Raw genomic sequence first — 25947 nt, forward strand, 5'->3', positions numbered from 1 at the left:
TTACGCGTTCGGCCTTTGCCCGGCGGCAGCGCCGGACCGGTTACGCCGTGTACTCGTCCGCCACGGACAGCGCGGCGTCGAGGGCGGCCAGGCCCTCCTTCAGCTCCGCCTCGCTCGTGTTGCACGGCGGCACCACATGGGTGCGGTTCATGTTCACGAACGGCCACAGGCCCTGCTTCTTGGCCGCCGCGGCGAAGGCGGCCATCGGCGCGTTCGCCTCACCCGCCGCGTTGTACGGCACCAGGGGCTCCCGCGTCTCCCGGTCCTTGACCAGCTCCAACGCCCAGAACATGCCCACGCCGCGGACCTCGCCCACGCTCGGGTGGCGCGCGGCCAGCTCGGCCAGACCCGGCGCCAGCACGCTCTCGCCGAGCCGCTTGGCGTTCTCGACCACGCCCTCCCGCGCCATCACATTGATCGTGGCGACGGCGGCGGCACAGGCCAGCGGGTGCCCGGAGTAGGTCAGACCGCCCGGGTAGGGCCGCTTGCCGAAGGTCTCCGCGATCCTCCCCGAGACGGCCACGCCGCCGAGCGGCACATAGCCGGAGTTCACGCCCTTGGCGAAGGTCATCAGGTCCGGTACGACATCGAACAGATCGGCGGCGAACCACGCGCCGGTACGACCGAATCCGGCCATGACCTCGTCCAGGATGAAGACGATCCCGTACTTGTCGCACAGCTCGCGCACCCCGGCGAGATATCCCGGCGGGGGCAGCATGATCCCGGCGGTGCCGGGGACCGTCTCCAGGATGATCGCGGCGACGGTGCCGGGACCCTCGAAGGCGATCGTGGTCTCCAGGTGCTCCAGCGCCCGCGCGGTCTCCTGCTCCTGCGTCTCGGCGTAGAAGCGGGAGCGGTACAGGAACGGCGCCCAGAAGTGCACGACACCGCTGGTGCCGCTGTCGGAAGGCCAGCGGCGGGGGTCGCCGGTGAGGTTCACGGCCTGCTGGGTGCCGCCGTGGTAGGAGCGGTACGCCGAGAGCACCTTCGGGCGGCCCGTGTGCAGCCGGGCCATGCGCACCGCGTGCTCCACCGCGTCGGCGCCGCCGTTGGTGAAGAAGATCTTGTCCAGGTCGCCGGGGGTCCGCTCGGCGATCAGCCGGGCCGCCTCCGAGCGTGCCTCGATCGCGAACGCCGGGGCGAACGTGGTCATCGTCGCCGCCTGCTCCTGGATGGCCGCGACGACCTCGGGGTGCTGGTAGCCGATGTTGGTGTAGACGAGCCCGCTGGTGAAGTCCAGGTAGCGCGTGCCGTCGTAGTCCCAGAAGTACGAGCCCTCGGCGCCGGCGACGGCGAGCGGGTCGATGAGGTCCTGGGCGGACCAGGAGTGGAAGACGTGCGCACGGTCCGCGGCCTTCACTGCGGCACCGGCTGCGGGGTCGGTCTGAGGGGTCATGCGGGCGAGCGTAAATGTCCGGGATGCGGACGCGGTATCGGCGTCCTGTGCCGTGGGCGGCCCCAATCCGCGACAGGTTGTCGACATCCGGTCGGGCGCGGGCGCCCGGCCTGTTACGGAACCGTGGACGACTGGGCCTCCGGCACCTTGTACGACCGGATTATTCTCGGGCCGTTGCCACAGCTGACGGGGCGGGAAGGGCGGGGCGGTCATGGAGGAACTCGGTCCGGGGGATCCCCAGAGGATCGGGGGGTACCGGCTGCTGGCGCGGCTGGGCGCGGGCGGCATGGGCATGGTGTACCTGGCCCGCTCGGACCGCGGCCGTACGGCCGCCGTGAAGCTGGTGCGCGCGGAGCTGGCCGCGCGCGAGGAGTTCCGGGCGCGGTTCCGGCGCGAGGTGGGCGCCGCGCGGCGGGTCGGCGGGTACTGGACCGCGCCGGTGCTGGACGCGGACACCGAGGCGGCGGTGCCCTGGGTGGCCACGGGGTATGTGGCCGGGCCCAGCCTCCAGCAGGTGGTGGGGCACGATCACGGGGCGCTGCCGGAGCGGTCGGTACGGATCCTCGCGGCGGGGCTCGCGCACGCGCTGAAGGACATCCACGCGGCCGGGATCGTGCACCGGGATCTGAAGCCGTCCAATGTGCTGGTGACCATCGACGGGCCGCGCGTGATCGACTTCGGCATCGCCCGCGCCCTGGAGACGGGCACCGCGGGCGGCGAGGGGCTCACCCTGACCGGGTCGCTGGTCGGCTCGCCGGGGTTCATGGCGCCGGAGCAGGTGCGCGGGGACCAGGTCACCCCGGCGTGCGACGTCTTCTCGCTCGGCTCGGTGCTGACGTACGCGGCGACCGGGCGGATGCCGTTCGGGAACGCCGGCAGCGGGGTGCACGCGCTGATGTTCCGGATCGCCCAGGAGGAGCCGGAGCTGGCGGGGGTGCCGGAGGGGATCGCCGATCTGGTGCGGGCGTGCCTGCGCAAGGATCCGGCCGCCCGGCCGTCCCTGGACACGCTGCTGGAGCGCACGGGGGCACAGGACACGGTGTCCGGCGGCCGCTCCCGTGACCCCTGGCTGCCGGGCGCGCTGGTGGCCCAGCTCGGTCGGCACGCGGTGGGCTTGCTGGAGGTCGAGGAGCCGTCGGCGGGCGCGACCGGCCCCGGCGCGGCGGGCGCGCGGCCGGGTGACGGGGACGCCGGGGACGCCGGGGACGCCGGGGATGCCGGGGATGCCGGGGATGCCGGGGATGCCGGGGATGCCGGGGATGCCGGGGATGCCGGGGACGACGGTGTGCGGGGCGGGGGTTCGCCCGAGCACTCCGCCGTCTCGGACGGGGGCGGGAGCGCCGCCGCGCAGGGGGGCGGGGCCGGTGCCGGGCGGCTGCCGTCGGCGGGGGCGGGGGCGCCGCTGCCGGTGACGGTCCCCGGGGCGTACGGGGATCCCCGGCAGGAGGCCCAGCCGCACCCCCAACAGGGCGCCCGGCAGCCGTACTTCACGCAGGGCACCGCGGCCGTGCCGCCGCCCCAGCCGCCCGGGTCCTTCGGGTACGGGTACCCCCAGCAGTCGTACCCGCCGTACCCGCCCTACGGCGCGGAGCCCGAGCCGGAGCGGCGCAGCGGGCGGTCCACGGTCCTGCTGGTCGTGATCGCGGTGATCGTGGCGGTGGGCGCGGGCGGCTCGGTGTACGCGCTGCTGAACAGCGGGGTCGAGAGCAAGAGCGGCGGTACGGCCGGTCCCGCGCCGGCCTCGCGGTCCGCGTCTCCCACCGGTTCCGGGGAGCGCGGTCCGGGTCCGGCCTCGCCCTCCGCCTCGCCGACCTCCTCGGGCGCGGGTGCCGTCCCGGACGCCTACCTGGGGACCTGGGCGGCGACCATCGACGGCGCGAGCGGCACCAACACCCGTCGGCTCACCATCCGTCAGGGAAAGGTGGGGGAGGACGTGCTGACGCTGGAGGCGCAGGGTCCGGCGGACGGCGGCGGGATGTACCACTGCGTCTTCGCGGCCGAACTCAGCCAAGCACCGTACTCCGGAGGGCCGTTGGAGATCGGCCCGTCCGTCGTGACCAGCGGCGAGCCCGTCTCCGCGTGCACACCGGGCGACCCGACGGAGGTCAGTCTGCTGCCGGACGGGCGGTTGCGCCGGGCGCAGCAGGGCGGCGGGGAGAGCCTGACGTACACCCGGCAGTGACGGGTCTCTCGTCTGCCGACTCCCGTGCCGCACGGGTTGGTTGAACGTACGGCGAATTCCCGCGAACGTGTCCGGTTCGTCCTCTTGCCCGCGCGTACCGTTGCTGCCCCGATCCGGCTCCGGGGAGTTGCGGGGGCACCCAGATGGAGTGGCTGAGCGCGGAGAACATCGTGGCCGTCGGCACGGCGCTGCTGGGCATCGTCGCGTCCGCGGGCATGGTCTGGTACGAGCGCCGGGTGCCGCGGCGCAAGAGGATCGGCTACCGGGTCCAGATGGACAACGCCATAGGCGACGACGTGCGTTCGGGCCGGGCCAATCGGCGGCTCGGGCTGTTCGACGAGGTGCCGGGCATGTCGGACGCCACGCTGGTGCTGCTGCGCGTCGAGAACGACGGCTCGCTCGGCATCGACCGCGCCGACTACACCGGTCCCGAGGACCACGGCCTCACCGCGGTGTTCACGGACCGTACCGTCCGCGGGGTCTCGGTGACCCAGCCCAGCGACACCGGGCATCTGATGGACCACTTCGCCGCCGAGCGGGGCTTCGGCTACCAGGGCAACACGCTGCGCATCCCGCCCGTCCCGCTGAACAAGGGCGACCACTTCAAGCTGCTGGTGCTGCTGTCCGGCGGGGACGTGGGCCGGGAGATACGGCTGATCGGCGGGATCCGGGACGGCGAGGTCCACCCCAACCGCAGCGCCACCCCGGACGACAAGCCGCCGCTGTTCAGCCGGGCGTCCCGGGGCATCACCATCATGCTCACGGTGTGCGTGGTGACCCTGGCGGCGATCGTCGTGGCCCGCGACGACACCCCGCCGCCGATCGGCTGCGAGAAGGGGACGCTCACGGTGATCGGGTCGACGGCGTTCGCACCGGTGACGGAGGAGGCGGCGCGGAAGTACGAGAAGGACTGCGCGGGTGCCACCGTCACCGTCGACGCGCACGGATCGACCGCCGGGACACGGGAGTTGGCGGCGGAGGGCGCGGCGAGCCAGGGCAAGGGGTCGCCGCCGGTGGTCGCCCTCTCCGACGGGCCCCGGCCGGGCGGTCTGTCCCGGCTGCGGGAGAACCGGGTCGCGCTGTCGGTGTTCGCGCTCGTCCTCAACGACGACGTGGGGCTGCGGAACCTGTCCACGGCGGACGTGCGCCGGCTGTACGCGGGGAAGGTGTCGAACTGGGCTCAGCTGGGCGGGCGTTCGCTGCCGGTGCGCCTGGTCAGCCGGGACGCCGACTCCGGGACGCGGCAGGTGTTCCAGCGCCGGGTGCTCGGCGGCGGCGAGATGGCGAACACCTCGGTGGACTGTGTGCACAAGGACTATCCCTCGGCGCCGGTGGCGCGCTGCGAACTCGACTCCACGGACCAGGTGCTGGCCGAGGTCGCGCGGCTGCCCGGGGCGGTCGGGTACAGCGAGCTGAACCTCGCGGACGCCGCGAAGGGGCTAAGGGTGCTCGGCCTCGACGGGGACGCGCCGTCGGTGGACGCCATCGAGCACGACCACAGCGAGTACCCCTACCGGGAGATCGAGTACGCCTACACCTACGGCCGGCCGCCCGCCGACTCGCTGGCCTCCAGCTTCCTGACGTATCTCACCCGGGGCGACGGGCAGGACATCATCCGCACCCACGGGCATGTGCCGTGCTGGACGCCGGAGGGACTGAAGCTGTGCGCCTAGCGGCCGGTGGGCGACCCGGCCCCCATGGTCACCGCGGCTCCGGCGGCCGCTGCCTCGGCATGTTCGGGCGGGTGCCGCCCGCCGGTGGCAGGACGAACCGGGCGACCTGCCCCACCGCCTCCTGCCGCGGCACATACGCCACCGACTGCACCCCCATCGGTGCCGCGCCCGCCCGGAACGCCACCATCCAGTCCGCCGTCTCCGCCCGGACCAGCTCCGTCATGTCCTCCGAGAAGCGGCGCAGCAGGACCACGCACCGCTCCGCCGCCTCGCTCGCCGTGCCCTCCGTGGGGCCCAGCACCTCCCGCACCCCCTCCACCGCCCAGTCGAACTGGAGCGCCTGGAGGCGCCGCTGCACCGCCTGTGCCGTCGCCACGTCCCGCATCCAGCCGGACGTCACCCCGAAGTACCGGTCCGCGCCCGCGCACGCGGCCGCGAGCAGCAGGGCCAGGCATCCCCAGGGCGCCACGCCCCCCGCCACCTTCGTCAGGTCCAGCAGCGGCAGCGCCGCCCCGGTCACCGCGCCCACCGCCGCACCGGCCCGCAGCACCCGCGCCCCGCGCCGCTTCCACACCCGGTCCCGCAGATACCAGTCCGCCGTCCGCAGCGCGCCGTGCTCCACCCACCGGTACAGCTCGTCCAGCCGCTCGCCGGGCTCGCCCCAGTCGCCGGGCGGCAGCGCCCGCCCGGTCAGATCACCCGGCCGGGGTCCGGCCGAGCCCTCGCCCCGCCCGTCCTGGGGCGGCCCCTCGGGCTGCATCTCCGGCTGACCCACCCGGCACTCCCTACTGATCACGACCGGTCACGTAGCGTGACATTCCCTGCCGACGTGCGCCACCCTTCCTACCGCCCAACGGGTGGCCCGGTCGTGACTTTCCCGGCTTTTCCGCCCGGAAGAAGGCCTTGATCAGCTATAGATCCGTCATCTCTCTCACTCGAAAGAGTGGCGGTGTGATGGCCGCCTGGACCACGTAGGCTCGTGCCAAGGAGAAAGACACAGAGGAGCTGATCGTGATCCCCGGTGGTGGCCAGCCCAACATGCAGCAGTTGCTCCAGCAGGCCCAGCAGATGCAGCAGGATCTGCAGCGGGCCCAGGAGGAACTGGCGAACACAGAGGTCGACGGGCAGGCGGGCGGCGGCCTGGTCAGGGCCACCGTGACCGGCGCCGGCGAGCTGCGCGGCCTGAAGATCGACCCCAAGGCGGTGGACCCGGAGGACACCGAGACCCTCGCCGACCTGATCGTGGCCGCCGTACAGGCGGCGAACGAGAACGCGCAGGCGCTCCAGCAGCAGAAGCTCGGCCCGCTGGCCCAGGGCCTGGGCGGCGGCACCGGCATCCCCGGTCTGCCGTTCTGAGCCCGGTCCAACTAGCGTACGTACCGAAAGGTCTCCAGGAAGGGCAGTCCGTTGTACGAAGGCGTGGTCCAGGACCTCATCGACGAGCTGGGGCGGCTGCCCGGCGTCGGTCCCAAGAGCGCGCAGCGGATCGCCTTTCACATCCTCCAGGCCGAGCCGACGGACGTGAAGCGGCTCGCGCAGGCGCTCCTGGAGGTCAAGGCGAAGGTCCGCTTCTGCGCGACCTGCGGCAATGTCGCGCAGGAGGAACTGTGCAACATCTGCCGTGACCCGCGCCGCGACCCCTCGGTGATCGCGGTCGTGGAGGAGCCGAAGGACGTCGTCGCGATCGAGCGCACCCGCGAGTTCCGCGGCCGCTACCACGTGCTCGGCGGGGCGATCAGCCCCATCGAGGGTGTCGGCCCCGACGACCTGCGTATACGGGAACTTCTCACGCGGTTGGCCGACGGGACGGTCACAGAGCTGATCCTGGCCACCGATCCGAATCTCGAGGGCGAGGCGACGGCCACGTACCTCGCGCGCATGATCAAGCCCATGGGCCTGAAGGTCACCCGCCTGGCCAGCGGCCTCCCGGTGGGTGGCGACCTGGAATACGCGGACGAGGTCACCCTCGGCCGCGCCTTCGAGGGGAGAAGACTCCTAGATGTCTGACGCCACGCTGCACGCCACGTCGCAGAACCCCGACGACTTCGCGGTACAGGTCGCGGACCAGGTCGAGAGCTTCCTGGTGGCCGTGACGGAGGTGGCGCGGGGCGACGAGCCCGGCTCCACCGTGCCCTTCCTGCTCCTGGAGATCTCCCAGCTGCTGCTGGCCGGCGGCCGGCTGGGCGCCCACGAGGACATCGTCCCCGACGAGCGCTACGAGCCCGACCCGGGCCCGGAGCCGGACGTGGACGGGGTGCGGGAGAACTTCGCCCGGCTGCTGGAGCCCGTCGACGTCTACTCCGAGGTCTTCGACCCCTACGAGCCCCGCAAGGCCCCGGTGCCGGCCCGGATCTCCGACGACCTCGCCGACATCATCACGGACCTGCGCCACGGCATGGTCCACTACCGCGCGGGCCGCACCACCGAGGCCCTGTGGTGGTGGCAGTTCTCCTACTTCTCCAACTGGGGCCCGACGGCCTCAGCCGTGCTGCGCGCCCTCCAGTCGGTGCTCATCCACGTCCGCCTCAACCAGCCCCTGGAGGAGCTGGACGGCCTGGACACCGACCAGAGCCCGATGGGCGACGAGACCCTGGAGTTCGAGGCGGGCCGGGTGATGGCCGAGGAGATCGGCGGACCGCTCGGGATGCGGCCCGGTTCCTGACGCCGTAGCCATGTCCCGCGGGTACGGCGCCGGGTGTGACCCGGGGCACGTTCCGCGTGGGTCGGTCCCGGGCGGGCAGAAGGCCATCCGGAAGCGGGCGTCCGGGGTCCCCCGGGCCGATGTCTCACCATGCGGGACCAGGGTGGTGGATGTTGGACGCTCGTTAAACTGAGCCGACACAAACGAACCGAGCGAGGAGCGCACGTGGGCCTTGTCGTGCAGAAGTACGGAGGCTCCTCCGTAGCCGATGCCGAGGGCATCAAGCGCGTCGCCAAGCGGATCGTGGAAGCGAAGAAGAACGGCAACCAGGTTGTCGTCGTCGTTTCCGCGATGGGCGACACGACGGACGAGTTGATCGATCTCGCCGCGCAGGTCTCTCCGATGCCTGCCGGGCGCGAATTCGACATGCTGCTGACCGCCGGAGAGCGGATCTCCATGGCGCTGCTGGCCATGGCGATCAAAAACCTGGGCCACGAGGCCCAGTCCTTCACCGGCAGCCAGGCCGGCGTCATCACCGACTCGGTCCACAACAAGGCCCGGATCATCGATGTCACGCCGGGCCGCATCCGGACCGCGCTGGACGAGGGCAACATCGCGATCGTCGCCGGATTCCAGGGCGTCAGCGCCGACAAGAAGGACATCACCACGCTCGGCCGCGGTGGTTCGGACACCACCGCCGTGGCTCTCGCCGCCGCCCTCGACGCCGAGGTCTGCGAGATCTACACCGACGTCGACGGTGTGTTCACCGCCGACCCGCGCGTGGTGAAGAAGGCGAAGAAGATCGACTGGATCTCCTTCGAGGACATGCTGGAGCTCGCGGCCTCCGGTTCCAAGGTCCTGCTGCACCGCTGTGTGGAGTACGCCCGCCGCTACAACATCCCGATCCACGTACGCTCCAGCTTCAGCGGGTTGCAGGGCACATGGGTCAGCAGTGAGCCGATTGGGGACAAGAAGGTGGAACAGGCCATCATCTCCGGTGTCGCGCACGACACCTCCGAGGCCAAGATCACGGTCGTCGGTGTGCCGGACAAGCCGGGTGAGGCCGCCGCGATCTTCCGGGCCATCGCCGACGCGCAGATCAACATCGACATGGTCGTGCAGAACGTGTCCGCCGCCGCCACCGGCCTGACGGACATCTCCTTCACGCTGCCGAAGACCGAGGGCCGCAAGGCCATCGGCGCCCTGGAGCGCAACCGCCCCGGCATCGGCTTCGACTCGCTGCGCTACGACGACCAGATCGGCAAGATCTCCCTGGTCGGCGCGGGTATGAAGACCAACCCGGGCGTCACCGCGGCCTTCTTCGAGGCGCTGTCCGACGCGGGTGTGAACATCGAGCTGATCTCGACCTCCGAGATCCGTATCTCGGTCGTCACCCGCAAGGACGACGTGGTGGAGGCCGTGCGCGCCGTGCACACCGCCTTCGGGCTCGACTCCGACACCGACGAGGCCGTCGTCTACGGAGGCACCGGGCGATGAACGCCAAGCCGACGCTCGCGGTCGTGGGGGCGACCGGGGTGGTCGGCCGGGTCATGCTCCAGATCCTTTCCCAGCGCAAGGACATCTGGGGCGAGATCCGTCTGTTCGCCTCCCCCCGCCCGGCCGGCCGCAAGCTGGCCGTGCGCGGGGCGGAGGCCGAGGTCTCGGCCCTGACCGAGGGCTGCTTCGACGGGGTCGACATCGCCCTGTTCGACGTGCCGGAGCGGGTCGCCGCCGAGTGGGCGCCGATCGCCGCCGCGGCCGGCGCGGTGGTCGTGGACAACTCCGGCGCCTTCCGCGCCGATCCGGACGTGCCCCTGGTGGTGCCCGAGGTCAACGCCCACCGGGCGCGCAACCGCCCGCGCGGCATCATCGCCAACCCCGGCGCCACCACCCTCACGATGATCGTCGCGCTCGGCGCCCTGCACGCCGAGTACGGGCTGCGCGAGCTGGTGGTCCTGGCCTGCCAGGCGGTGAGCGACGCCGGCCGGGCCGGGGTGGAGGCGCTGCGCGCCCAGCTGTCCCAGGTGGCCGGCACCGAGCTGGGCACCGCACCGGGGGACGTACGACGCCTCGTGGGCGACGCCACCGGTCCGTTCCCGGAGCTGGTCGCGCTGAACGTCGTACCGTGGGCCGGTACCGCCGCCGAGGACGGCTGGTCCTCCGAGGAACTGCGGGTGCGCGACGAGGCCCGCCGGATCCTGTCGCTGCCCGGCCTGCCCGTCTCCGTCACCTGTGTCCGGGTGCCGGTGGTCACCACCCACTCCCTGACGGTCCACGCCCGCTTCCAGGGCGCGGCCGGGGTGGACGGCGCCCGCGAGATCCTCGCCACCGCGCCCGGTGTGGTGCTGTGCGACGACCCGGCGGCCGGTGAGTTCCCCACCCCCGCCGACGTGGTGGGCACCGATCCCGCCTGGGTGGGGCGGCTGCGGCAGTCGCTGGACGATCCGACCGCGCTCGAACTCTTCGTCTGCGGCGACAATATGCGCAAAGGCGCCGCATTGAACCTCGTACAGATCGCGGAGTTGGTCGCCCAGGAGTCCGCCGGGTGAACCGTGTGGCCGCTTTGTAGGATCTGTGTGCGAAGCGTGTCCGGCGGCATGGTCCAAACCGCTTGAGCCGGCCCTCTCGGCGACAGAAGATGTGCCTCCCCGCCCTCCGCAACCACGCGGAGGGCGGGGAGCGTCTTTGCGGTCACTCTTCGGGGCGTGGGGGCGCCGTGAGCGGACCGGGCGCGGGGATGCCCGTCCACATCGGACATAGGGGAAGAGCGGGACGCATGACGGCACTTGAGGCACCGCCGGCTGTCGCACATGTGACGCCCGGCGCGTACAACCCTGGCGGGGGCAGACGTGTCCAACAGGCGTGGCAGAGGTACTGGAACTCACAGGGGGACGCGGCACCGCGGCCCTTCGGCCGCCGCGTGCGGCGTTGCGCCCCCGCACGCCCGGCGGCATGCCGGTGATCGCGCCCATGCCAGCCGCGCGGCCCGCCCGCATACCCGGTCAGCGTGACGGCGCCGACGACACCGCGGCCACGGAGGCCGTCACCGGCACCACCGTGGACCATCTCACCGAGACCTACCGGGCGCACTACCGCTCGCTGCTGGGTCTCGCCGCCCTCCTCCTCGACGACACCGCCTCCTGCGAGGACGTCGTCCAGGAGGCCTTCATACGGGTCCACTCGGCGCGCAAACGCGTCCGCGACCCCCAGAAGACCCTCGCCTACCTCAGGCAGACGGTCGTCAATCTCTCCCGCTCCACGCTGCGCCGCCGCATCCTCGGCCTCAAGCTGCTCGCCAAGCCGATGCCGGACATGGCGAGCGCGGAGGAGGGCGCGTACGACCAGTTGGAGCGCCGCGACCTCATCAAGGCGATGAAGGGGCTCCAGCGCCGCCAGCGGGAGGTCCTGGTGCTGCGCTACTTCGCGGACATGACCGAGGCCCAGGTCGCCGAGACGCTCGGCATCTCCCTGGGCTCGGTGAAGGCGTACGGTTCGCGGGGCATCGCCGCGCTGCGGGTGGCCATGGAGGCACTCGCATGACCGGGCGCCCGCACCGCAACGCCACCACCACACCTCACCGCACGCTGGGAACGAAACTGTGAACCACGGCCCCGACGACAGGCGCACCGAGGGGCTCGAACCCGAACGCGACCGGGAGAGCGCCGACTTCTTCGGCCCCCTCGCCGGCGGGGAGCCGGGCCCGGCGGACCCGAACGCGCGTCCGGGGGCCGAGGACGAGTGGCTCGCCCGGACGCTCGGCGGGCTCGGCTCGGACGAGGTGGCGGTGCGGCGGCTGCTGCACTCCGCGGTCGACGGCGTCGAGCCGGGCGCGGGCACGCTGGAGCGGCTGCGCCGGGCGGTCCCCGCGCGCCGGGCCCGCAAGCGGCAGGCGGCCGTGGGCATGGCGGCGGCGGCCCTGTTCTTCGGTACGGCGATCCCGGCGCTGGTGCATGTCTCCGACTCCGGCGGCGCCGACCCGGACACCGCGATGGCCGGCCAGTCCTCGCAGGCGCACTCCGGCACCGGGCACGACAAGGACAAGGGCGTCGGCACGGGCGTCGGCAGGGGCGCGGACGGCCGCCCGGTCCAGCCCGGCAAGGGGCCGGGGAAGCCGGGGGACAAGGACAGCGGGGGCGCGGGCGACGCCGGTGCCGCCGCCGGCGCGAACCCCTCCGCCACCCTGACCGCGGGCGTCCCGGTGTGCACGTCGGCCCAGCTGGGCTCCGTCACGGGCAGCGCGGCAGCGCCGGACTCCACGGGCATCGTGTACGGCACCTTCCGCGTCAGCAACGTCTCCTCGGGGCCCTGCGCGGTGAGCGGCGCGGGCACGGTGGGCGCGAGCGCGCTGGGCGCGGCGGACCCCGCGAAGATCGCCGTCGTACGGCACGCGGCGGGCGACGCGGCGACGGGTCTGCCCGATCCCTCCCAGGAAGCCGCGGGCCTGGTCCTCCAGCCCGGCGCCGCCTACCAGGAGAAGTTCGCCTTCGTCCCCTCCGAGACCTGTCCCACCACGGGCGGCCCGACCGGCGGCACGGACGGCGGCGCGACCCCGGACCCGTCCCCCACCCCGAGCGACGGCGCGGCCGACATCGGCAGCGCCTCCGGCACCACCGCCCAGCTGGGCTCGGGCGACGCCACGGCCGACGGCAGCGTCCTGGTCACCCACACCCCCGCCTCCGGCGGCCCGACGGCGTCCGCGAAGGTGCCGCAGGAGTGCGCGGGGACGGTGTATTACACGGGGGTACTGGCGGATTCCTGAGGCCCGGGGGCTGGGGGGCTGGGGCCGCTCAGTTACCGGAGACGGTCACCGGCGGCGTCTCCTCCGGCGCCAGGCCCAGCTCAGCGTCCCGCGCGGCCTCGACCTCCCGCCGCAGCAGCCGGAACCACATGAACACCGTGAACCCGGCGAAGACGAACCACTCCCCGGTGTACCCGAGGTTCTGGAACGCCTTCAGGTCCAGCCCCGTGCCGTCCGGCGCCGACGCCGGCACCGCCTTCATCCCGGCGTCCGCCGTGTCCAGCGTCACCCACGCGTCGTACAAGCGGTCCGGCACCAGGTTGACCAACGCCGCCGAACTGATCGCCGCCGTCTGCCCCGCGGGCAGTCCGCCCTGCCCGCTGACCCCGTTGTCGCCCGGAGTCTCGGACGCCTGCAACGCGCCGACGACGGTCACCTCACCGCGTGGCGCGGCGGGCGCCTTCGCCGCGGACGCCGTCCCGGGCAGCCAGCCCCGCACCACGGGAAGCGACTTCCCGGTGTCGGTCCGCAGCAGCGTCAGGACGTAGAACCCGTTCTTGTCGTCCAGCTGCCGGCCGGGCACGAGCAGCTGCGTCCCGTACCGTCCGTGCGCGGACACCCGCCGCCCGGACGTCGCCTTGTTCACCGGCAGCATCGAGTCCAGCGGGCGGGCCGCCTGGGCGGCGTCGGACGCGGCCTGCCGGTTCGCGGCGTGTTCCTCGTGCACCCGCCCCTCGAACCGGCTCAGCTGCCAGGACCCCATGAAGATGCAGAAGGGGATGGCGAGCAGCACGAAGACGTTGATGCCCCACCAGCGCGGAGTCAGCAGAAACCGGTACACGCCCCCACGGTACGGCGCCCGCCCCGCCGCCCCGCCCGCGGGTCGGCCCTCACACGTGCGCGTGCGGTGCCCGGGGCGGGAAAGTTATCCACAGGCTGCGCTCACCCGCCGCACAATTGTCGCGGCGGCCAGGCAGTATGGGCGCATGACTGGGGCCAAGACTGAGAGCACGACGCCGAGCGCACCGCAGGCGCCGGGCAGCGCGGACATGCCGGACTGGGAGAAGCGGTTCCGGGCGCCGCGGGTGTCCCTGCCCGACTGGGCCGAGGACGCACCGGACCGCTCGCTGTTCGTGTCGAACGCGACGGGGACGTACGAGCTGTACGCGTGGAACCGCACCACGGGCGAGCAGCGCCAGGCCACCGACCGGCCGAACGGCACGACGGACGGCACCCTCTCCCCGGACGGCGCCTGGATCTGGTGGTTCGACGACAAGGACGGCGACGAGTTCGGCGTCTGGCGCCGCCAGCCCTTCACCGGCGGCGCCGACGAGCCGGCCGTCCCGGGCCTCGCCGCCTCCTACCCGGCCGGTCTCGCCCTGGCCCGCGACGGACGCACCGCGGTCGTCGGCCGCTCCACGGACGAGGACGGCACCACGATCCATCTGGCCCGCGCGGGCGCCGACCCGGTGGAGATCTACCGGCACCGCGAGTCCGCGGGCGTCGGCGACCTCTCCCACGACGGCTCCCTGATCGCCATCGAGCACACCGAGCACGGCGACGCCATGCACGCGGCGCTGCGCGTGCTGCGCCCGGACGGCTCGGCGGTCGCCGACCTGGACGACACCAAGGGCGGCGCCGAGGAGCTGGGCCTGGAGGTGCTGGGCTTCGCCCCGGTCGACGGCGACACCCGGCTGCTCATCGGGCACCAGCGCCGGGGCCGCTGGGAGCCGCTGGTGTGGGACGTGGCCACGGGGGAGGAGACGGACCTCGCCCTTGAGCTGCCCGGCGACGTCAGCGCCGAGTGGTACCCGGACGGCTCGGGCCTGCTGATCGCGCACAGCTTCGAGGCCCGCAGCGAGCTGTTCCGGTACGACCTGGCGAGCCGCGAGCTGACCCGTGTCCCCACCCCGCCCGGCACCGTCTCCGGGGCGACCGCGCGCCCGGACGGCAGCGTGGAGTACCTGTGGTCCTCCTCCGCCGAGCCCTCGGTGGTGCGGTCCACCTCCGGCGGTGTGGTGCTGGATCCGCCCGGCATGAAGTGCCCGCCGTCGGTGCCGGTGGAGGACGTATGGGTGGAGGGCCCCGGCGGCCGGATCCACGCCCTGATCCAGAAGCCCGCGGGCGCGAGCGGCCCCCTGCCCACCGTCTTCGACCTGCACGGCGGCCCGACCTGGCACGACAGCGACTCCTTCGCCTCGGGCCCGGCCGCCTGGGTCGACCACGGGTACGCGGTGGTCCGCGTCAACTACCGCGGCTCCACCGGGTACGGCCGCGCCTGGACCGACGCCCTCAAGCACCGGGTCGGCCTGATCGAGCTGGAGGACGTGGCGGCGGTCCGCGACTGGGCGGTCTCCTCGGGCCTCGCCGACCCCGACCGGCTGGTCCTCACCGGCGGCTCCTGGGGCGGCTATCTCACCCTCCTCGGCATCGGCACCCAGCCCGAGGCGTGGACGGTCGGCATCGCGGTCGTCCCGGTCGCCGACTACGTCACGGCGTACCACGACGAGATGGAGGCCCTGAAGGCCATGGACCGCACCCTCCTCGGCGGCACCCCCGAGGAGGTCCCGGAGCGCTTCGAGGCGTCCTCCCCGCTCACCTACGTCGAGCAGGTCAAGGCCCCGGTCTACATCTCGGCCGGGGTCAACGACCCCCGCTGCCCCATCCGCCAGATCGACAACTACATCCACCGCCTCCAGTCCCTCGGCGCCACCCACGAGGTCTACCGCTACGACGCCGGGCACGGCTCCCTGGTCGTCGACGAGCGCATCAAGCAGGTGGCCCTGGAACTGGACTTCGCCCAGCGGCACCTCCCGGCGTAACCGCCCGGCCCGCCCGCCCGCTCCCCTCCGGCCTTTCGCCGGAGGGGTCGGCGGGGGGTCGGCGCGGGGGTCAGCGCAGGGCGGCCAGGCCCCTGCGGGTGACGGCGACCACCACGCGGTCCCCCTTCGCCAGTACATGGTCGGCGGGGGTGTCGCTGCGTCCCGCGAGCGCCAGCACCCGCCAGGAGCCGGGGCGGAACGCCTGGTCCACCGTGCGGCCCTCCAGCATCGGATGGCCGTCCACGTCGACCGCGGCGAACAGCAGCACCTGCCGCTCCACCGCCACCGCGCCGAGCACCTGCCGGCCGAGCATCGCCCCCGCGAAGGCGGGCGCCGCCAGATGCGTCACGCTCCGGCTCCGGGTCAGGGCGCCCGGGTACGCGGCGCGCAGGGTCCGGTAGACCGCCGTGGCGAAGTCGTCGTCGTACAGCCGCAGCACCACCCGCAGATCCGGCCGTACCGTCCGCGCGTACAGCGCCGCCTCCAGGTTCGTGGTGTCCGCGCTGGTCACCGCGAGCAGGGCCTGCGCCCGGTGGATCTTCGCGGACTCCAGGACCCCCTCCTGGGTGACGTCCCCGAGCACCACCGGCACCCGCAGCCGCCGCGCCGTGGCGAGCCCCCGTGCCTCGGGGTCGGACTCGACGCAGACGACGGGCACGTTCAGCTCGCGCAGCCGGGTCAGCACCCGGGTGCCGATCTTGCCGAGCCCCAGCAGCACCACATGCCCGCCGAGTCCGCGCGGCGGCCTGCGCAGCGAGGTGGCGGTGCGGAAGGTGCCCAGCGCCTCCAGGACCGCGGCCAGCAGCACCGGCAGCAGCAGCAACCCGACCAGGGCGGACAGGAGTTGGAGCAGCTGGCGGCCGAGCGGCGCGCCGACCGCCGGGTCGTCGATGGCGAACATGTCGAGCAGGGTGAGGTAGAAGGCCCGCACCGGATGGATCCCGGTCACCGCCCACAGGGCGATCGCCAGCGCGAGCACACAGCCGACCAGACCGGCCAGCGACCACCGCAGCCGCCGCGAGAACAGCGAGTTGAGCCAGGGGATGACGCCCGCCCCGCGCGCCGCCGACTCGGGGCCGCCCGCCGTGGACACCTGCTCCAGCACGATCGCCGTCCGCCCGGCGGCGCCCCGCACCTCCTCGTCGGCCGGCAGCAGCCGCGGCTCCTGGTCCCCGCCGGTGGGATCGCTCACCGACAGCAGGGCGAGGGTGTGCAGACCGGAGTCGGCGGGCAGCGGCCGTTCCACCGCCCGCAGCAGCAGTCCCTCGGTCTGTACGACCTTGCTGGTGCCCGCGAGCGCGGTCGCGGCCAGCGCGGGCGCGGCGGTGTCGGCGTCGGAGAGCACGGTGGTCGACGCCTCCACGTCCGCGTCGCCCCCGCCGTCGTACGCCAACGCGGCCGCCTGGTCGAGGAGTTCCTCGATGTGCTGGCCCAACCGCCGGTTGTAGAGCCGCAGTACGAGCCGCAGCCGGGGGTTGAGCCGGCGGGCGGTGAGCGCGGCGCGAATGTTGGTCTCGTCGTCGTCGTGCACCAGCGCGAGCGCGGTGGCTCGCCCCACCCCGGCCTCGGCGAGCACCGCCTCGGTCAACTCCAGGGCCTCCAGCACGGGTTCGCCGACGGCCGCGGCCGCCGTGGCCGCCGCACCCGGCGCGGCGGGCCGACCGACCCGGCGCGGCGGGCCGACCGCCGACCGCCGCGTTGACCACCCGGTCGAGCAGCGCTGCCGAGGCGGCCCGCGCCCGGCCGACCACCGGCCCTCTCGCCGCACGCTCGGCCGGCGGCACCACGAGGGTCACCTGCTCGCCGTACACCCCGCGCAACTCGGCCGCCAGCCGGTGCGCAAGCCCGTCGTCCCCGCACACCACCATATGGGGTGCGCCGGGTCCCCCTTGAAACGGAACGCTCGCCACGAAGGGAAAGACTGCCTCAGGAAGAAGACCGGTTCCACAGCGGACCGAACGCCCGTGTCGCACACCGGCGTTCGGTCCCGGGGCCGGTGTGCGTCAGCGACCGCCCGCCGTCTCCTCGACCCCGCCCGCCGTCTTCTCGACCTCGGCCGCCGCCCGCTCCGCCTCGGCCGCCGCCTTCTCGAAGTCGAAGCGCGCCAGATCCGCGAGCCACACCCGGGCGTTGCCGTCCGAGGGGGCCCGCCAGTCGCCGCGCGGGGAGAGCGAGCCGCCGGCCGAGACCTTGGGCCCGTTCGGCATGGCCGAGCGCTTGAACTGGGCGAACGCGAAGAAGCGGCGGCAGAAGACCTCCAGCCAGCACACGATCTCCGCGAGGTCGTACGCCACCCGCTTGGCCTCGGGGAAGCCGGGCGGCCAGGCACCCGAGGCCGCGTCGTGCCAGGCGTGCCAGGCCAGGAAGGCGATCTTCGAGGGCCGGAAGCCGTGGCGCAGCACCTGGAAGAGGGTGAAGTCGTGCAGCGCGTACGGGCCGATCTTCGACTCGGTGGACTGCATCTCCTCGCCCGGCACCAGCTCCGGGCTGATCTCGGTGTCCAGGATCGCGGCGAGGATCTCGCCGGTCTCCGCGTCGAACTGCTCGCTGCTGATCACCCAGCGGATCAGATGCTGGATCAGCGTCTTGGGCACGCCCGAGTTGACGTTGTAGTGGCTCATCTGGTCGCCGACGCCGTACGTCGACCAGCCGAGCGCCAGCTCGGAGAGGTCGCCGGTGCCGAGCACGATGCCGCCGCGCTGGTTGGCCAGCCGGAACAGATAGTCGGTGCGCAGGCCCGCCTGGACGTTCTCGAAGGTGACGTCGTACACCGGCTCACCCGCGGCGAAGGGATGGCCCATCTCCTTGAGCATCAGCCGCGCGGTCGGCGTGATGTCCAGCTCGGCCGCGGTGATGCCGAGCGCCCGCATCAGCCGGTGGGCGTTGTCCTTGGTGTGGTCGCTGGTGGCGAAGCCGGGCAGGGTGAAGCCCAGGATGTCGCTGCGCGGGCGCCCGGCGCGGTCCATCGCGCGGGCGGCGACGATCAGCGCGTGCGTGGAGTCCAGACCGCCGGAGACGCCGATGACCACCTTCGGGCCGCCGATCGCGCCGAGCCGCTGCTGGAGCCCCTCGACCTGGATGTTGTACGCCTCGTAGCAGTCCAGGGCGAGCCGGTCCGGGTCGGCCGGCACGAACGGGAAGCGCTCCACGCGGCGCCGCAGCCCCAGATCGGCGGCGACCGGCGGGTCCAGGGTGAAGGCCACCGTGCGGAAGTCACCGGTGCGCGCGGCATGGGTACGACGGTTGTCGTCGAAGCTGCCCATCCGGCTGCGCTCCTGCCGCAGCAGGTCGAGATCGATGTCGGCCACCGCGAACTGCTCGCCGAGCGGGAAGCGCTCGGACTCGGCCAGCAGCACCCCGTTCTCGTAGATCATCGTCTGGCCGTCCCAGGACAGATCGGTGGTCGACTCGCCGAGACCGGCCGCCGCGTAGACGTACGCGGACAGGCAGCGGGCGGAGGCCGAGCGGCACAGCAGCTTGCGGTCCTCGGCGCGGCCGACGGTGATCGGGCTGCCGGAGAGGTTCGCCAGCACGGTCGCCCCGCCGAGCGCCGCCTCGGCGCTCGGCGGCACCGGCACCCACATGTCCTCGCAGATCTCCGCGTGCAGCACCAGGCCCGGCACGTCGTCCGCGGTGAACAGCAGGTCCACGCCGAACGGCACGTCCGCGCCGCCGACCCGGACGGTGCCGCCGCGCTCGTCGTCGCCCGCGGCGATCTGGCGGCGCTCGTAGAACTCCCGGTAGTTCGGCGGGTACGACTTCGGGGCCACGCCGAGGACCTTGCCGCGGTGCACGACGACCGCGCAGTTGTAGATCCGGTTGCGGTGCCGCAGCGGGGCGCCGACGACCAGCACCGGCAGCAGGTCCGCGGAACCGGCGACCACCTCCGCCAGGGCCGTCTCGACCGCGTCGAGCAGCGGGTCCTGGAGCAGCAGATCCTCGATCGAGTAGCCGCACAGCACCATCTCCGGGAAGACGGCGACGGCGACGCCCTCCTCGGCGCACCGGCGCGCCTGGCGCAGGACCGATTCGGCGTTGGCGCCCGGGTCGGCGATGACGGTGTGGCCCGTGCACGCGGCGACGCGCGCGAAGCCATGCTGATAGATCGACCAGAAGTTCACAGAGGGAAGCCTAGAACTTCCGCCCTACGGCGGTCACAGGCGCTCGCCTTTGCCCCGAACCCGGACGTACAGTACCCCTAGGGGTATTTTCCGAGGAGTGAGCGTGGAACTGGAGCTTGAGGGCGCGTCCCTGAAGGCCGTCCTGAACCGGCTGCGGCGCGCGCAGGGCCAGATCTCCGGGGTGATCCGGATGATCGAGGAGGGCCGGGACTGCGAGGACGTCGTCACCCAGCTGGCCGCCGCCTCGCGGGCGCTGGACCGCGCCGGTTTCGCGATCATCGCCACGGGGCTCCAGCAGTGCGTGGCCGACATCGAGTCGGGCCGCAGGAACGGGGAGGACGCGGAGGCGATGAAGGCGCGGATGGAGCGGCTGTTCCTGTCGCTGGCGTGATCCGCTGAACGACCCCTGGGGTCCCTCGGTGTCCGGGGTCTCTCGGTGTCCGGGGTCTCTCGGGGTCTCTCGGGGTCCCTCGGGGTCTCGAACACCCGCACGCGGGCCGTTCGGCCCTTGTCCGCCCCCGTCCGCCCTGACTTCACTGGTCCGTCGGCCCCCGACCACCTCCGGCAAGGCGGAACGCCCGATGACCAGTGACACGACCACCGGCGCCACCCCTCGACAGCGGGATGGGCGGAGCGGCCCGTCGACACCGCCCGAGGCCCCGGCCACCGCCTCCCGCGCCTACGCCTGGCTGCTGATCGTGACCGGCGCGCTCGGCATCCTGGCCTCCTTCGTGATCACGATCGACAAGATCCAGCTGATCCAGGACCCGCACTTCGCCCCGTCCTGCAATCTCAGCCCGGTGCTGTCCTGCTCCGACGTGATGCGCAGCGCCCAGGCGTCCGTCTTCGGCTTCCCCAACCCCCTGCTGGGCCTCGCCGCCTACCCCGTCGTGGTCACCGTCGGCTTCGCCCTGCTGTCCGGCGCCCGCTTCCGGCGCTGGTTCTGGCTCGGCCTGAACGCGGGCACGGCGTTCGGCGCGGGCTTCTGCATGTGGCTGATGAGCCAGGCGCTGTACGACATCGGCGCGCTGTGCCTGTGGTGCTGCCTGGCCTGGGCCGCCACCATCGCGATGTTCTGGTACACCACCGCGCACAACCTGATGCACGGCGTCATCCGCGCGCCCCGCGCCGTGGTGGCGGGCGTGCTGGAGTTCCACTGGGTGGTGCCGCTCACCTGGTACCTGGGCATCGTGATGCTGATCGCCACGCGGTGGTGGGACTACTGGGTCTCGCTGTTCTGACCCGCTTCCCCTGACCTGCTTCCCCTGCCCTCTGCTTCCCTTGACCCCGCTTCCCTGACCCCGTTTTCTCCGACCCCGCTTTCGAGGAGGCCGGGGCCGACCGGCCCTCCCTCCCCCCGCGTCGCCCCGGTTAGCGTCGCGCGATGGAGCGCAAGAACATCCCCGACCCGGGCTTCGCGGGCGACGACGGCTCACCCGAACCCCGTCTCGCCGCCGCCCTGACCACCTGGTCCACCGCCCCCTCCGCCGCGGCGGAGACCGAGCTGCTCGCCCTGCTCGCGGACGCCCGCCTGCTGGTGCCGATCGTCGCCGTCCTCGGCGAGACGGAGCGGGGCCCGGACGGCCGCACGGGCGAGAAGACGAGCGACATGGCGGTCGCCACCCTGCGCCTGCCCGACGGCCGCCGCGGACTGCCGGCCTTCACCGGCCTCGACGCGCTCGCCCGCTGGCGCCCCGACGCCCGCCCCGCACCGGTCCCGGCCTGCAAGGCGGTCGAGGCGGCCTGGCACGCGGGCGCCGAGACCCTCCTGATCGACATCTCCGGCCCGGTCTTCTACGAGCTCTCCGGCGCCGCCCTGCGCGCGGTCGCCGAACGCCGCCCCCATCTGCCCCCGCCCCGCGACCCCGAGATCGCCGGGGCCCTGTGCGCGATCCTGGCCCGCCATCCCGCCGTGAGCCGCGCCCATCTGCTGCCGGCCGCCGGTGACACGGACGCCCGGCTGATCGTCGTACCGGCGTCGTCCGAGACGGACGGCCAACTGCCCGCCGCAGCCCACAACTTGGCCGAGGCCGTGCGCGACCTGGCTGCCGACCTGGCCGGTGACCCCCTGCTGCGGGCGCGCCTGGAGCGCGGCCTGGACCTCGCGGTCGTACCGGGGGACAGGGCGGTCTTCGGCACCCCGCTGTACCGCCGCCACTGAAGGTAAGCGCGAGGCAAGAGGGGCCACCCGGCCCTACCGACGGCCGTAGCCGGGCCTGTTGGGCCCTATCGGCGGGGGGTGTCCCCGGGCCGATCATGTGGCGGGCCGGGAAGCGCCGGGTCCACAACCCGCACGCGTGGCGCTTCCCGGCCGGCTCCGACATGCACAGCTGGGAGGGACGCCATCCGGTGGACGAGGCACAGATACACAAGGTGATGACCGAACGGCCGAGTGCCGAGGTCACCGCGGCCGACGCGCAGCAGCCGGCCGTACGACGCGCACGGCCCACCTGGATCCAGTGGCTGACGACCACGGACCACAAGCAGATCGGGACGATGTACCTGGTCTGCTCGTTCGCGTTCTTCCTGATCGGCGGCGTGCTGGCGTTGCTGATGCGCGCCGAACTGGCCAGGCCCGGACTGCAGATCATGACGAACGAGCAGTTCAACCAGGCCTTCACCATGCACGGCTCGATCATGCTGCTGCTGTTCGCGATGCCGCTGTTCACCGGCTTCGCGAACTGGATCATGCCGCTGCAGATCGGCGCGCCCGACGTGGCGTTCCCGCGGCTGAACATGCTGGCCTTCTGGCTGTTCCTGTTCGGCTCGCTGATCGCGGCGGGCGGCTTCCTGACGCCCGACGGCGCGGCGGACTTCGGATGGTTCCTCTACGCCCCGCTGTCCGACGCGGTGCACTCGCCGGGGCTCGGCGCCGACCTGTGGATCATGGGCGTGGCGCTGTCCGGCTTCGGCTCGATCGCGGGCGCGGTCAACTTCATCACGACGATCATCTGCATGCGCGCGCCCGGCATGACCATGTTCCGCATGCCGATCTTCGTATGGAACGTGCTGCTGACCGCGCTGCTGGTCCTGATCGTCTTCCCGGTCCTGGCCGCGGCCCTGTTCGCGCTGGAGTGCGACCGCAAGTTCGGCAGCCATATCTTCGACGCGGCCAACGGCGGCGCCCTGCTGTGGCAGCACCTCTTCTGGTTCTTCGGCCATCCGGAGGTCTACATCCTGGCGTTGCCGTTCTTCGGCATCATCTCCGAGGTCATACCGGTCTTCTCCCGCAAGCCGATGTTCGGCTACATGAGCCTGATCGCCGCGACGATCTCCATCGCGGGCCTGTCGGTCACCGTGTGGGCCCACCACATGTACGTCACGGGCGGTGTGCTGCTGCCCTTCTTCTCCTTCATGACGTTCCTGATCGCGGTGCCGACAGGGGTGAAGTTCTTCAACTGGACCGGCACGATGTGGAAGGGCTCGCTCAGCTTCGAGACCCCGATGCTGTGGGCGACCGGCTTCCTCATCACCTTCGTCTTCGGCGGCCTGACGGGCGTGATCCTGGCCTCGCCGCCCCTGGACTTCCACGTCTCCGACTCGTACTTCGTGGTGGCTCACTTCCACTACACGATCTTCGGTACGGTCGTGTACGCGATGTTCGCCGGATTCCACTTCTGGTGGCCGAAGTTCACGGGCAAGATGCTGGACGAACGCCTCGGGAAGATCACCTTCTGGACGCTGACGGCAGGCTTCCACCTCACCTTCCTCGTCCAGCACTGGCTGGGCGCCGAGGGCATGCCGCGCCGGTACGCCGACTACCTGGCCACCGACGGCTTCACCGCCCTCAACACCATCTCCACGATCGGCTCGTTCCTCCTCGGCCTGTCCGTCCTGCCGTTCTTCTACAACATCTGGAAGACCGCCAAGTACGCCGAGCCGGTGGGCGTGGACGACCCCTGGGGCTACGGCCGTTCGCTGGAGTGGGCGACCTCCTGCCCGCCACCGCGGCACAACTTCACCACCCTGCCCCGCATCCGCAGCGAATCCCCGGCCTTCGACCTGCACCACCCGGAGATCGCGGCCCTCGAGACAGAACCGGCCAGCTAGGGCCTGCCGTTCGGCTCAGCCCGGCTCGGTCCGGACCAGGGACCGGGGCCCGGCGTGATCCGAACGGAGAGGCCCCCGGGCCGCTCTTCCGGCCCGGACGGCGGCTCCGGCCGCAAGACGCGGGAGCGAGCCGACGCGACGGGGGGATGCGACGGGGGACGCGCTGGGGGACGCGACGGGGGCGCCCCCGCGCGAAGCCGAGCGGCTGGATCCACCCGCGACGCGCATCACCGGCGAATGACGACAACGCAGCTGGGTCGCTCCACGTCCCCCCCGGCGGGACGCGTGCCGCCGCCCCCGGCGCGACCCCGACAAGCCCCGAAAGAGAGACCCTGGCCATGGCGCATCCCGTACTGGCCCTGGCCACCGCCGCGGTGACCGCCGCCGGCTGTGTCTGGTACCTCCCGGCCCTCGCCGACCTGCGCGCCGGCGCCGACCGCCCGGTGTCCCGCCGGGTGCGGGCGGCGTCGTGCGTGACGGCATGGGCGACGCTCGCGGCCGTCGCCGTCCTCCTCCTCACCACGAACCCCTGGACCTGGCCGGTGACAGCCGCCGCCACCGGCACCCTGCTGGCCCTCGCCCTCCTCATCTCCGCCGCCCTCCACCACTCCCGCGAGACCCGCGAAGCCGCCACCCACTGGACGGAGTTGACCCCCGCCCAGTCCCCACCGCCCCCCGACCGCACCCGCTACGTGGTCGCCGTCCTCCTCACCACCGGCCTGACCACCGCCACGTTCATCGGCGCCCTCCGCCTGGCCGAGAACCCCGACACCCCGACAGCCTGGCTGACCACGCTCACCACCCCCGCCGCGATCCTGGCCCTCTTCACCACCCTGGCCGCCGGCCACACCCACCACCGCCGCCACCCTCACTGACCACCCCCGTCCCCCACCCGGGCGGGGCGCACTCCCTCATCTCCACGTGCGCCCCGCCCCGGAACTTCCGGCCGAGGAGGGCCGGGCTCCCGGCCCTCGACGCGGCCGCGACGGAGACGGGTCCGAGCGTGCGCCGCCCGTACACCAGATAGCGCTCGGGCTTGGCTTGTTGCTTGGTCTGATGGGGCCTGCCGCTGAGCATTGGGGCGGCCGTCCAGGTGTGGCCGTGGGTGCTGTTTTCACCGGCGGGTGGCCGTGGGCCTGTTATGCGTTTCTGGTCGGATATTTCCGCCGGTCTAAAATCGAATCGGTTGTTCTTGCGCCCCTGGGTCTGGCTATCGGTGTCGTGACCTACTACCTGACCAAGGGAAGTCTGGCCTCCGTGGGGGGACTGGATTCCTCAGGCGCGGGATCATCCGGAATCGCCCTCTGGGGTGTGCTGGCATTCGTCTTCGGAGCGCCCCTTGGATTCCTGGGGAACGTCGCGCGGGCCGAGCCAGATTGTTCTGGGTACCTGGACCACCGTCCGGTTCACGGCTGTTGCCGTCGCGGTCGCTCTGGTGGGCCACACGATCTGGGGCTGGTGGAGGTCTCGCCGTGCGCCCGGCCCGGGCCGATCGTGTGCGAGTCGCTGAGCTGGGCGCCTCGATCGTGCCGACACCACGTGCCACGAGGCGGATAGTGGGTCCAAGCGGTGGACCTACGACCCGCCTCCCGAGCGTCAGGCGGAGGTGTACACGTACTGAAGGCAGTACGCGCGTCCGTTGACGATGTATGCCGGCGCCATGACGAACAGCACGGGGGTTCCCTCGTCACAAGAGGGCCACTGCTCCTGGCGGGTTGGGTCCAGCGCGGCGCCCGGAGTGCATTCCATGTCCCAGCTGTGGTGGAGACCAGCACGATGGATCTCCACCGCCAGCTCCGAGCAGTGACCTCGAAGTGTGGCGAGGGCGTTCTCGATGTAGCCGTCGGCCTCCGGGAGGTGAAGGCGACGCACCATCTCCCGGCTGGATTGGAGGTCGTCGGTGAACAACTGCTCGCTCAGCAGCCCCATCAGGCGGTAGCCGCGCTCACGTTCAGGGTGGTCCATGACACGGTCGCATCGCTCGGCATAGCGGCGAGCGAAGTTCAGCAGACTCTGTTCGACCAGCGTGCGGTACCGACGGGCAAGAGCTTGGTGCTCGCCGTGTTTCGCCCCGGGCAGATCATCGCGCTCCTCCGTCCGCGCGGCCATCAACACGCCCAGCTGACGTTCCAGCCGGTCTAGTCGGCGCCGCAACTGTCCGTGTTCTTGTTCGCCGGCCTTGGCCGCCTTCTCCAGCTGATCGATCCGCACCAGCGCGTGGTCAAGCAGTTCCTGCAGCGGCTCCTCCTCGTCCATCCACTCGATACCTGCCGCCGGGCTGTCCTTGGGTTCTTCGCGAAAAGGGTTCAGGAAGGACATCGCCA

General features: G+C 72.4%; 20 protein-coding genes and 1 pseudogene. 15 read left to right on the top strand and 6 right to left on the bottom strand.

Translation table 11 applies throughout. The features are described 5' to 3' along the window. Positions 1-40: 40 nt before the first annotated feature. Positions 41-1396: an aspartate aminotransferase family protein gene (locus ACLF5H_RS26550; RefSeq protein ID WP_421678526.1), complete on the bottom strand. Its 1356-nt coding sequence runs from the start codon at positions 1394-1396 to the stop codon at positions 41-43. A gap of 211 nt (positions 1397-1607) precedes the next feature. Here ACLF5H_RS26550 and ACLF5H_RS26555 point away from each other — a divergent pair, with 211 nt between their 5' ends. Further along, positions 1608-3578: a serine/threonine-protein kinase gene (locus ACLF5H_RS26555; RefSeq protein WP_421678527.1), complete on the top strand. Its 1971-nt coding sequence runs from the start codon at positions 1608-1610 to the stop codon at positions 3576-3578. A 143-nt stretch (positions 3579-3721) separates the two neighbouring features. Then, complete coding sequence (locus ACLF5H_RS26560; RefSeq protein WP_421678528.1) at positions 3722-5251, top strand: substrate-binding domain-containing protein; 1530 nt, start codon at positions 3722-3724, stop codon at positions 5249-5251. A 28-nt stretch (positions 5252-5279) separates the two neighbouring features. Here the strand turns inward: ACLF5H_RS26560 and ACLF5H_RS26565 are convergent, their stop codons facing one another. Beyond that, on the bottom strand, positions 5280-6026 hold the full coding sequence (locus ACLF5H_RS26565; protein WP_421678529.1) for an SLATT domain-containing protein: 747 nt from the start codon (positions 6024-6026) through the stop codon (positions 5280-5282). Positions 6027-6262: 236 nt separating this feature from the next. On the opposite strand from ACLF5H_RS26565, the gene ACLF5H_RS26570 reads away from it, so the two are divergent. The 7 genes from ACLF5H_RS26570 (at position 6263) to ACLF5H_RS26600 (ending at position 12651) form a co-directional block, all read left to right on the top strand. Next, on the top strand, positions 6263-6607 hold the full coding sequence (locus ACLF5H_RS26570; protein ID WP_128791031.1) for a YbaB/EbfC family nucleoid-associated protein: 345 nt from the start codon (positions 6263-6265) through the stop codon (positions 6605-6607). Between the two features lie 51 nt (positions 6608-6658). Next, positions 6659-7258, top strand: a complete 600-nt coding sequence (recR, locus tag ACLF5H_RS26575; RefSeq protein WP_361672581.1) for a recombination mediator RecR — start codon at positions 6659-6661, stop codon at positions 7256-7258. Further along, positions 7251-7913: a DUF5063 domain-containing protein gene (locus ACLF5H_RS26580; protein ID WP_085565817.1), complete on the top strand. Its 663-nt coding sequence runs from the start codon at positions 7251-7253 to the stop codon at positions 7911-7913. The genes recR and ACLF5H_RS26580 overlap by 8 nt, the downstream gene beginning before the upstream one ends. 204 nt (positions 7914-8117) lie before the next feature. After that, positions 8118-9389, top strand: coding sequence for an aspartate kinase (locus ACLF5H_RS26585; protein WP_421678530.1), 1272 nt, complete (start codon positions 8118-8120; stop codon positions 9387-9389). After that, positions 9386-10441: an aspartate-semialdehyde dehydrogenase gene (locus ACLF5H_RS26590; protein WP_421678531.1), complete on the top strand. Its 1056-nt coding sequence runs from the start codon at positions 9386-9388 to the stop codon at positions 10439-10441. Before ACLF5H_RS26585 ends, ACLF5H_RS26590 begins: the two co-directional genes overlap by 4 nt. A gap of 313 nt (positions 10442-10754) precedes the next feature. Continuing rightward, positions 10755-11432, top strand: a complete 678-nt coding sequence (locus ACLF5H_RS26595) for a SigE family RNA polymerase sigma factor (protein ID WP_078967502.1) — start codon at positions 10755-10757, stop codon at positions 11430-11432. Between the two features lie 58 nt (positions 11433-11490). Then, positions 11491-12651 carry a hypothetical protein gene (locus ACLF5H_RS26600; protein ID WP_421678532.1) on the top strand — a complete coding sequence of 387 codons (1161 nt, stop codon included), beginning with the start codon at positions 11491-11493 and terminating at the stop codon, positions 12649-12651. Between the two features lie 28 nt (positions 12652-12679). Here the strand turns inward: ACLF5H_RS26600 and ACLF5H_RS26605 are convergent, their stop codons facing one another. Continuing rightward, complete coding sequence (locus tag ACLF5H_RS26605) at positions 12680-13471, bottom strand: SURF1 family protein (protein WP_421678533.1); 792 nt, start codon at positions 13469-13471, stop codon at positions 12680-12682. 208 nt (positions 13472-13679) lie between these two features. On the opposite strand from ACLF5H_RS26605, the gene ACLF5H_RS26610 reads away from it, so the two are divergent. Further along, positions 13680-15452: a prolyl oligopeptidase family serine peptidase gene (locus ACLF5H_RS26610; protein WP_421678567.1), complete on the top strand. Its 1773-nt coding sequence runs from the start codon at positions 13680-13682 to the stop codon at positions 15450-15452. A gap of 70 nt (positions 15453-15522) precedes the next feature. Here ACLF5H_RS26610 and ACLF5H_RS26615 read toward each other — a convergent pair. Together ACLF5H_RS26615 and ACLF5H_RS26620 are read right to left on the bottom strand one after the other, a co-directional pair. Beyond that, a pseudogene (locus tag ACLF5H_RS26615) lies at positions 15523-17320 on the bottom strand (NAD-binding protein). A 135-nt stretch (positions 17321-17455) separates the two neighbouring features. Next, positions 17456-19573 carry an NAD(+) synthase gene (locus ACLF5H_RS26620; RefSeq protein WP_421678534.1) on the bottom strand — a complete coding sequence of 706 codons (2118 nt, stop codon included), beginning with the start codon at positions 19571-19573 and terminating at the stop codon, positions 17456-17458. A 103-nt stretch (positions 19574-19676) separates the two neighbouring features. Here ACLF5H_RS26620 and ACLF5H_RS26625 point away from each other — a divergent pair, with 103 nt between their 5' ends. From ACLF5H_RS26625 to ACLF5H_RS26645, 5 genes are all read left to right on the top strand, one after another. Beyond that, positions 19677-19964 carry a metal-sensitive transcriptional regulator gene (locus ACLF5H_RS26625; protein ID WP_416484440.1) on the top strand — a complete coding sequence of 96 codons (288 nt, stop codon included), beginning with the start codon at positions 19677-19679 and terminating at the stop codon, positions 19962-19964. Between the two features lie 190 nt (positions 19965-20154). Then, positions 20155-20814, top strand: coding sequence for a vitamin K epoxide reductase family protein (locus ACLF5H_RS26630; protein WP_421678535.1), 660 nt, complete (start codon positions 20155-20157; stop codon positions 20812-20814). Between the two features lie 143 nt (positions 20815-20957). Further along, complete coding sequence (locus ACLF5H_RS26635; protein WP_421678536.1) at positions 20958-21734, top strand: SseB family protein; 777 nt, start codon at positions 20958-20960, stop codon at positions 21732-21734. Between the two features lie 188 nt (positions 21735-21922). Then, entirely contained in the window at positions 21923-23623 is a 1701-nt protein-coding gene (ctaD, locus tag ACLF5H_RS26640; RefSeq protein WP_421678537.1) for a cytochrome c oxidase subunit I, read from the top strand. 338 nt (positions 23624-23961) lie between these two features. Continuing rightward, positions 23962-24498, top strand: coding sequence for a hypothetical protein (locus ACLF5H_RS26645; RefSeq protein ID WP_421678538.1), 537 nt, complete (start codon positions 23962-23964; stop codon positions 24496-24498). Positions 24499-25219: 721 nt separating this feature from the next. Here ACLF5H_RS26645 and ACLF5H_RS26650 read toward each other — a convergent pair. Beyond that, a complete protein-coding gene (locus ACLF5H_RS26650; RefSeq protein WP_421678539.1) occupies positions 25220-25942 on the bottom strand; it encodes a hypothetical protein in 723 nt (240 codons plus the stop codon). Positions 25943-25947 lie beyond the last annotated feature (5 nt).

It is taken from the genome of Streptomyces sp. LaBMicrA B280, from assembly GCF_049222185.1.
Classification (GTDB): domain Bacteria; phylum Actinomycetota; class Actinomycetes; order Streptomycetales; family Streptomycetaceae; genus Streptomyces; species Streptomyces murinus.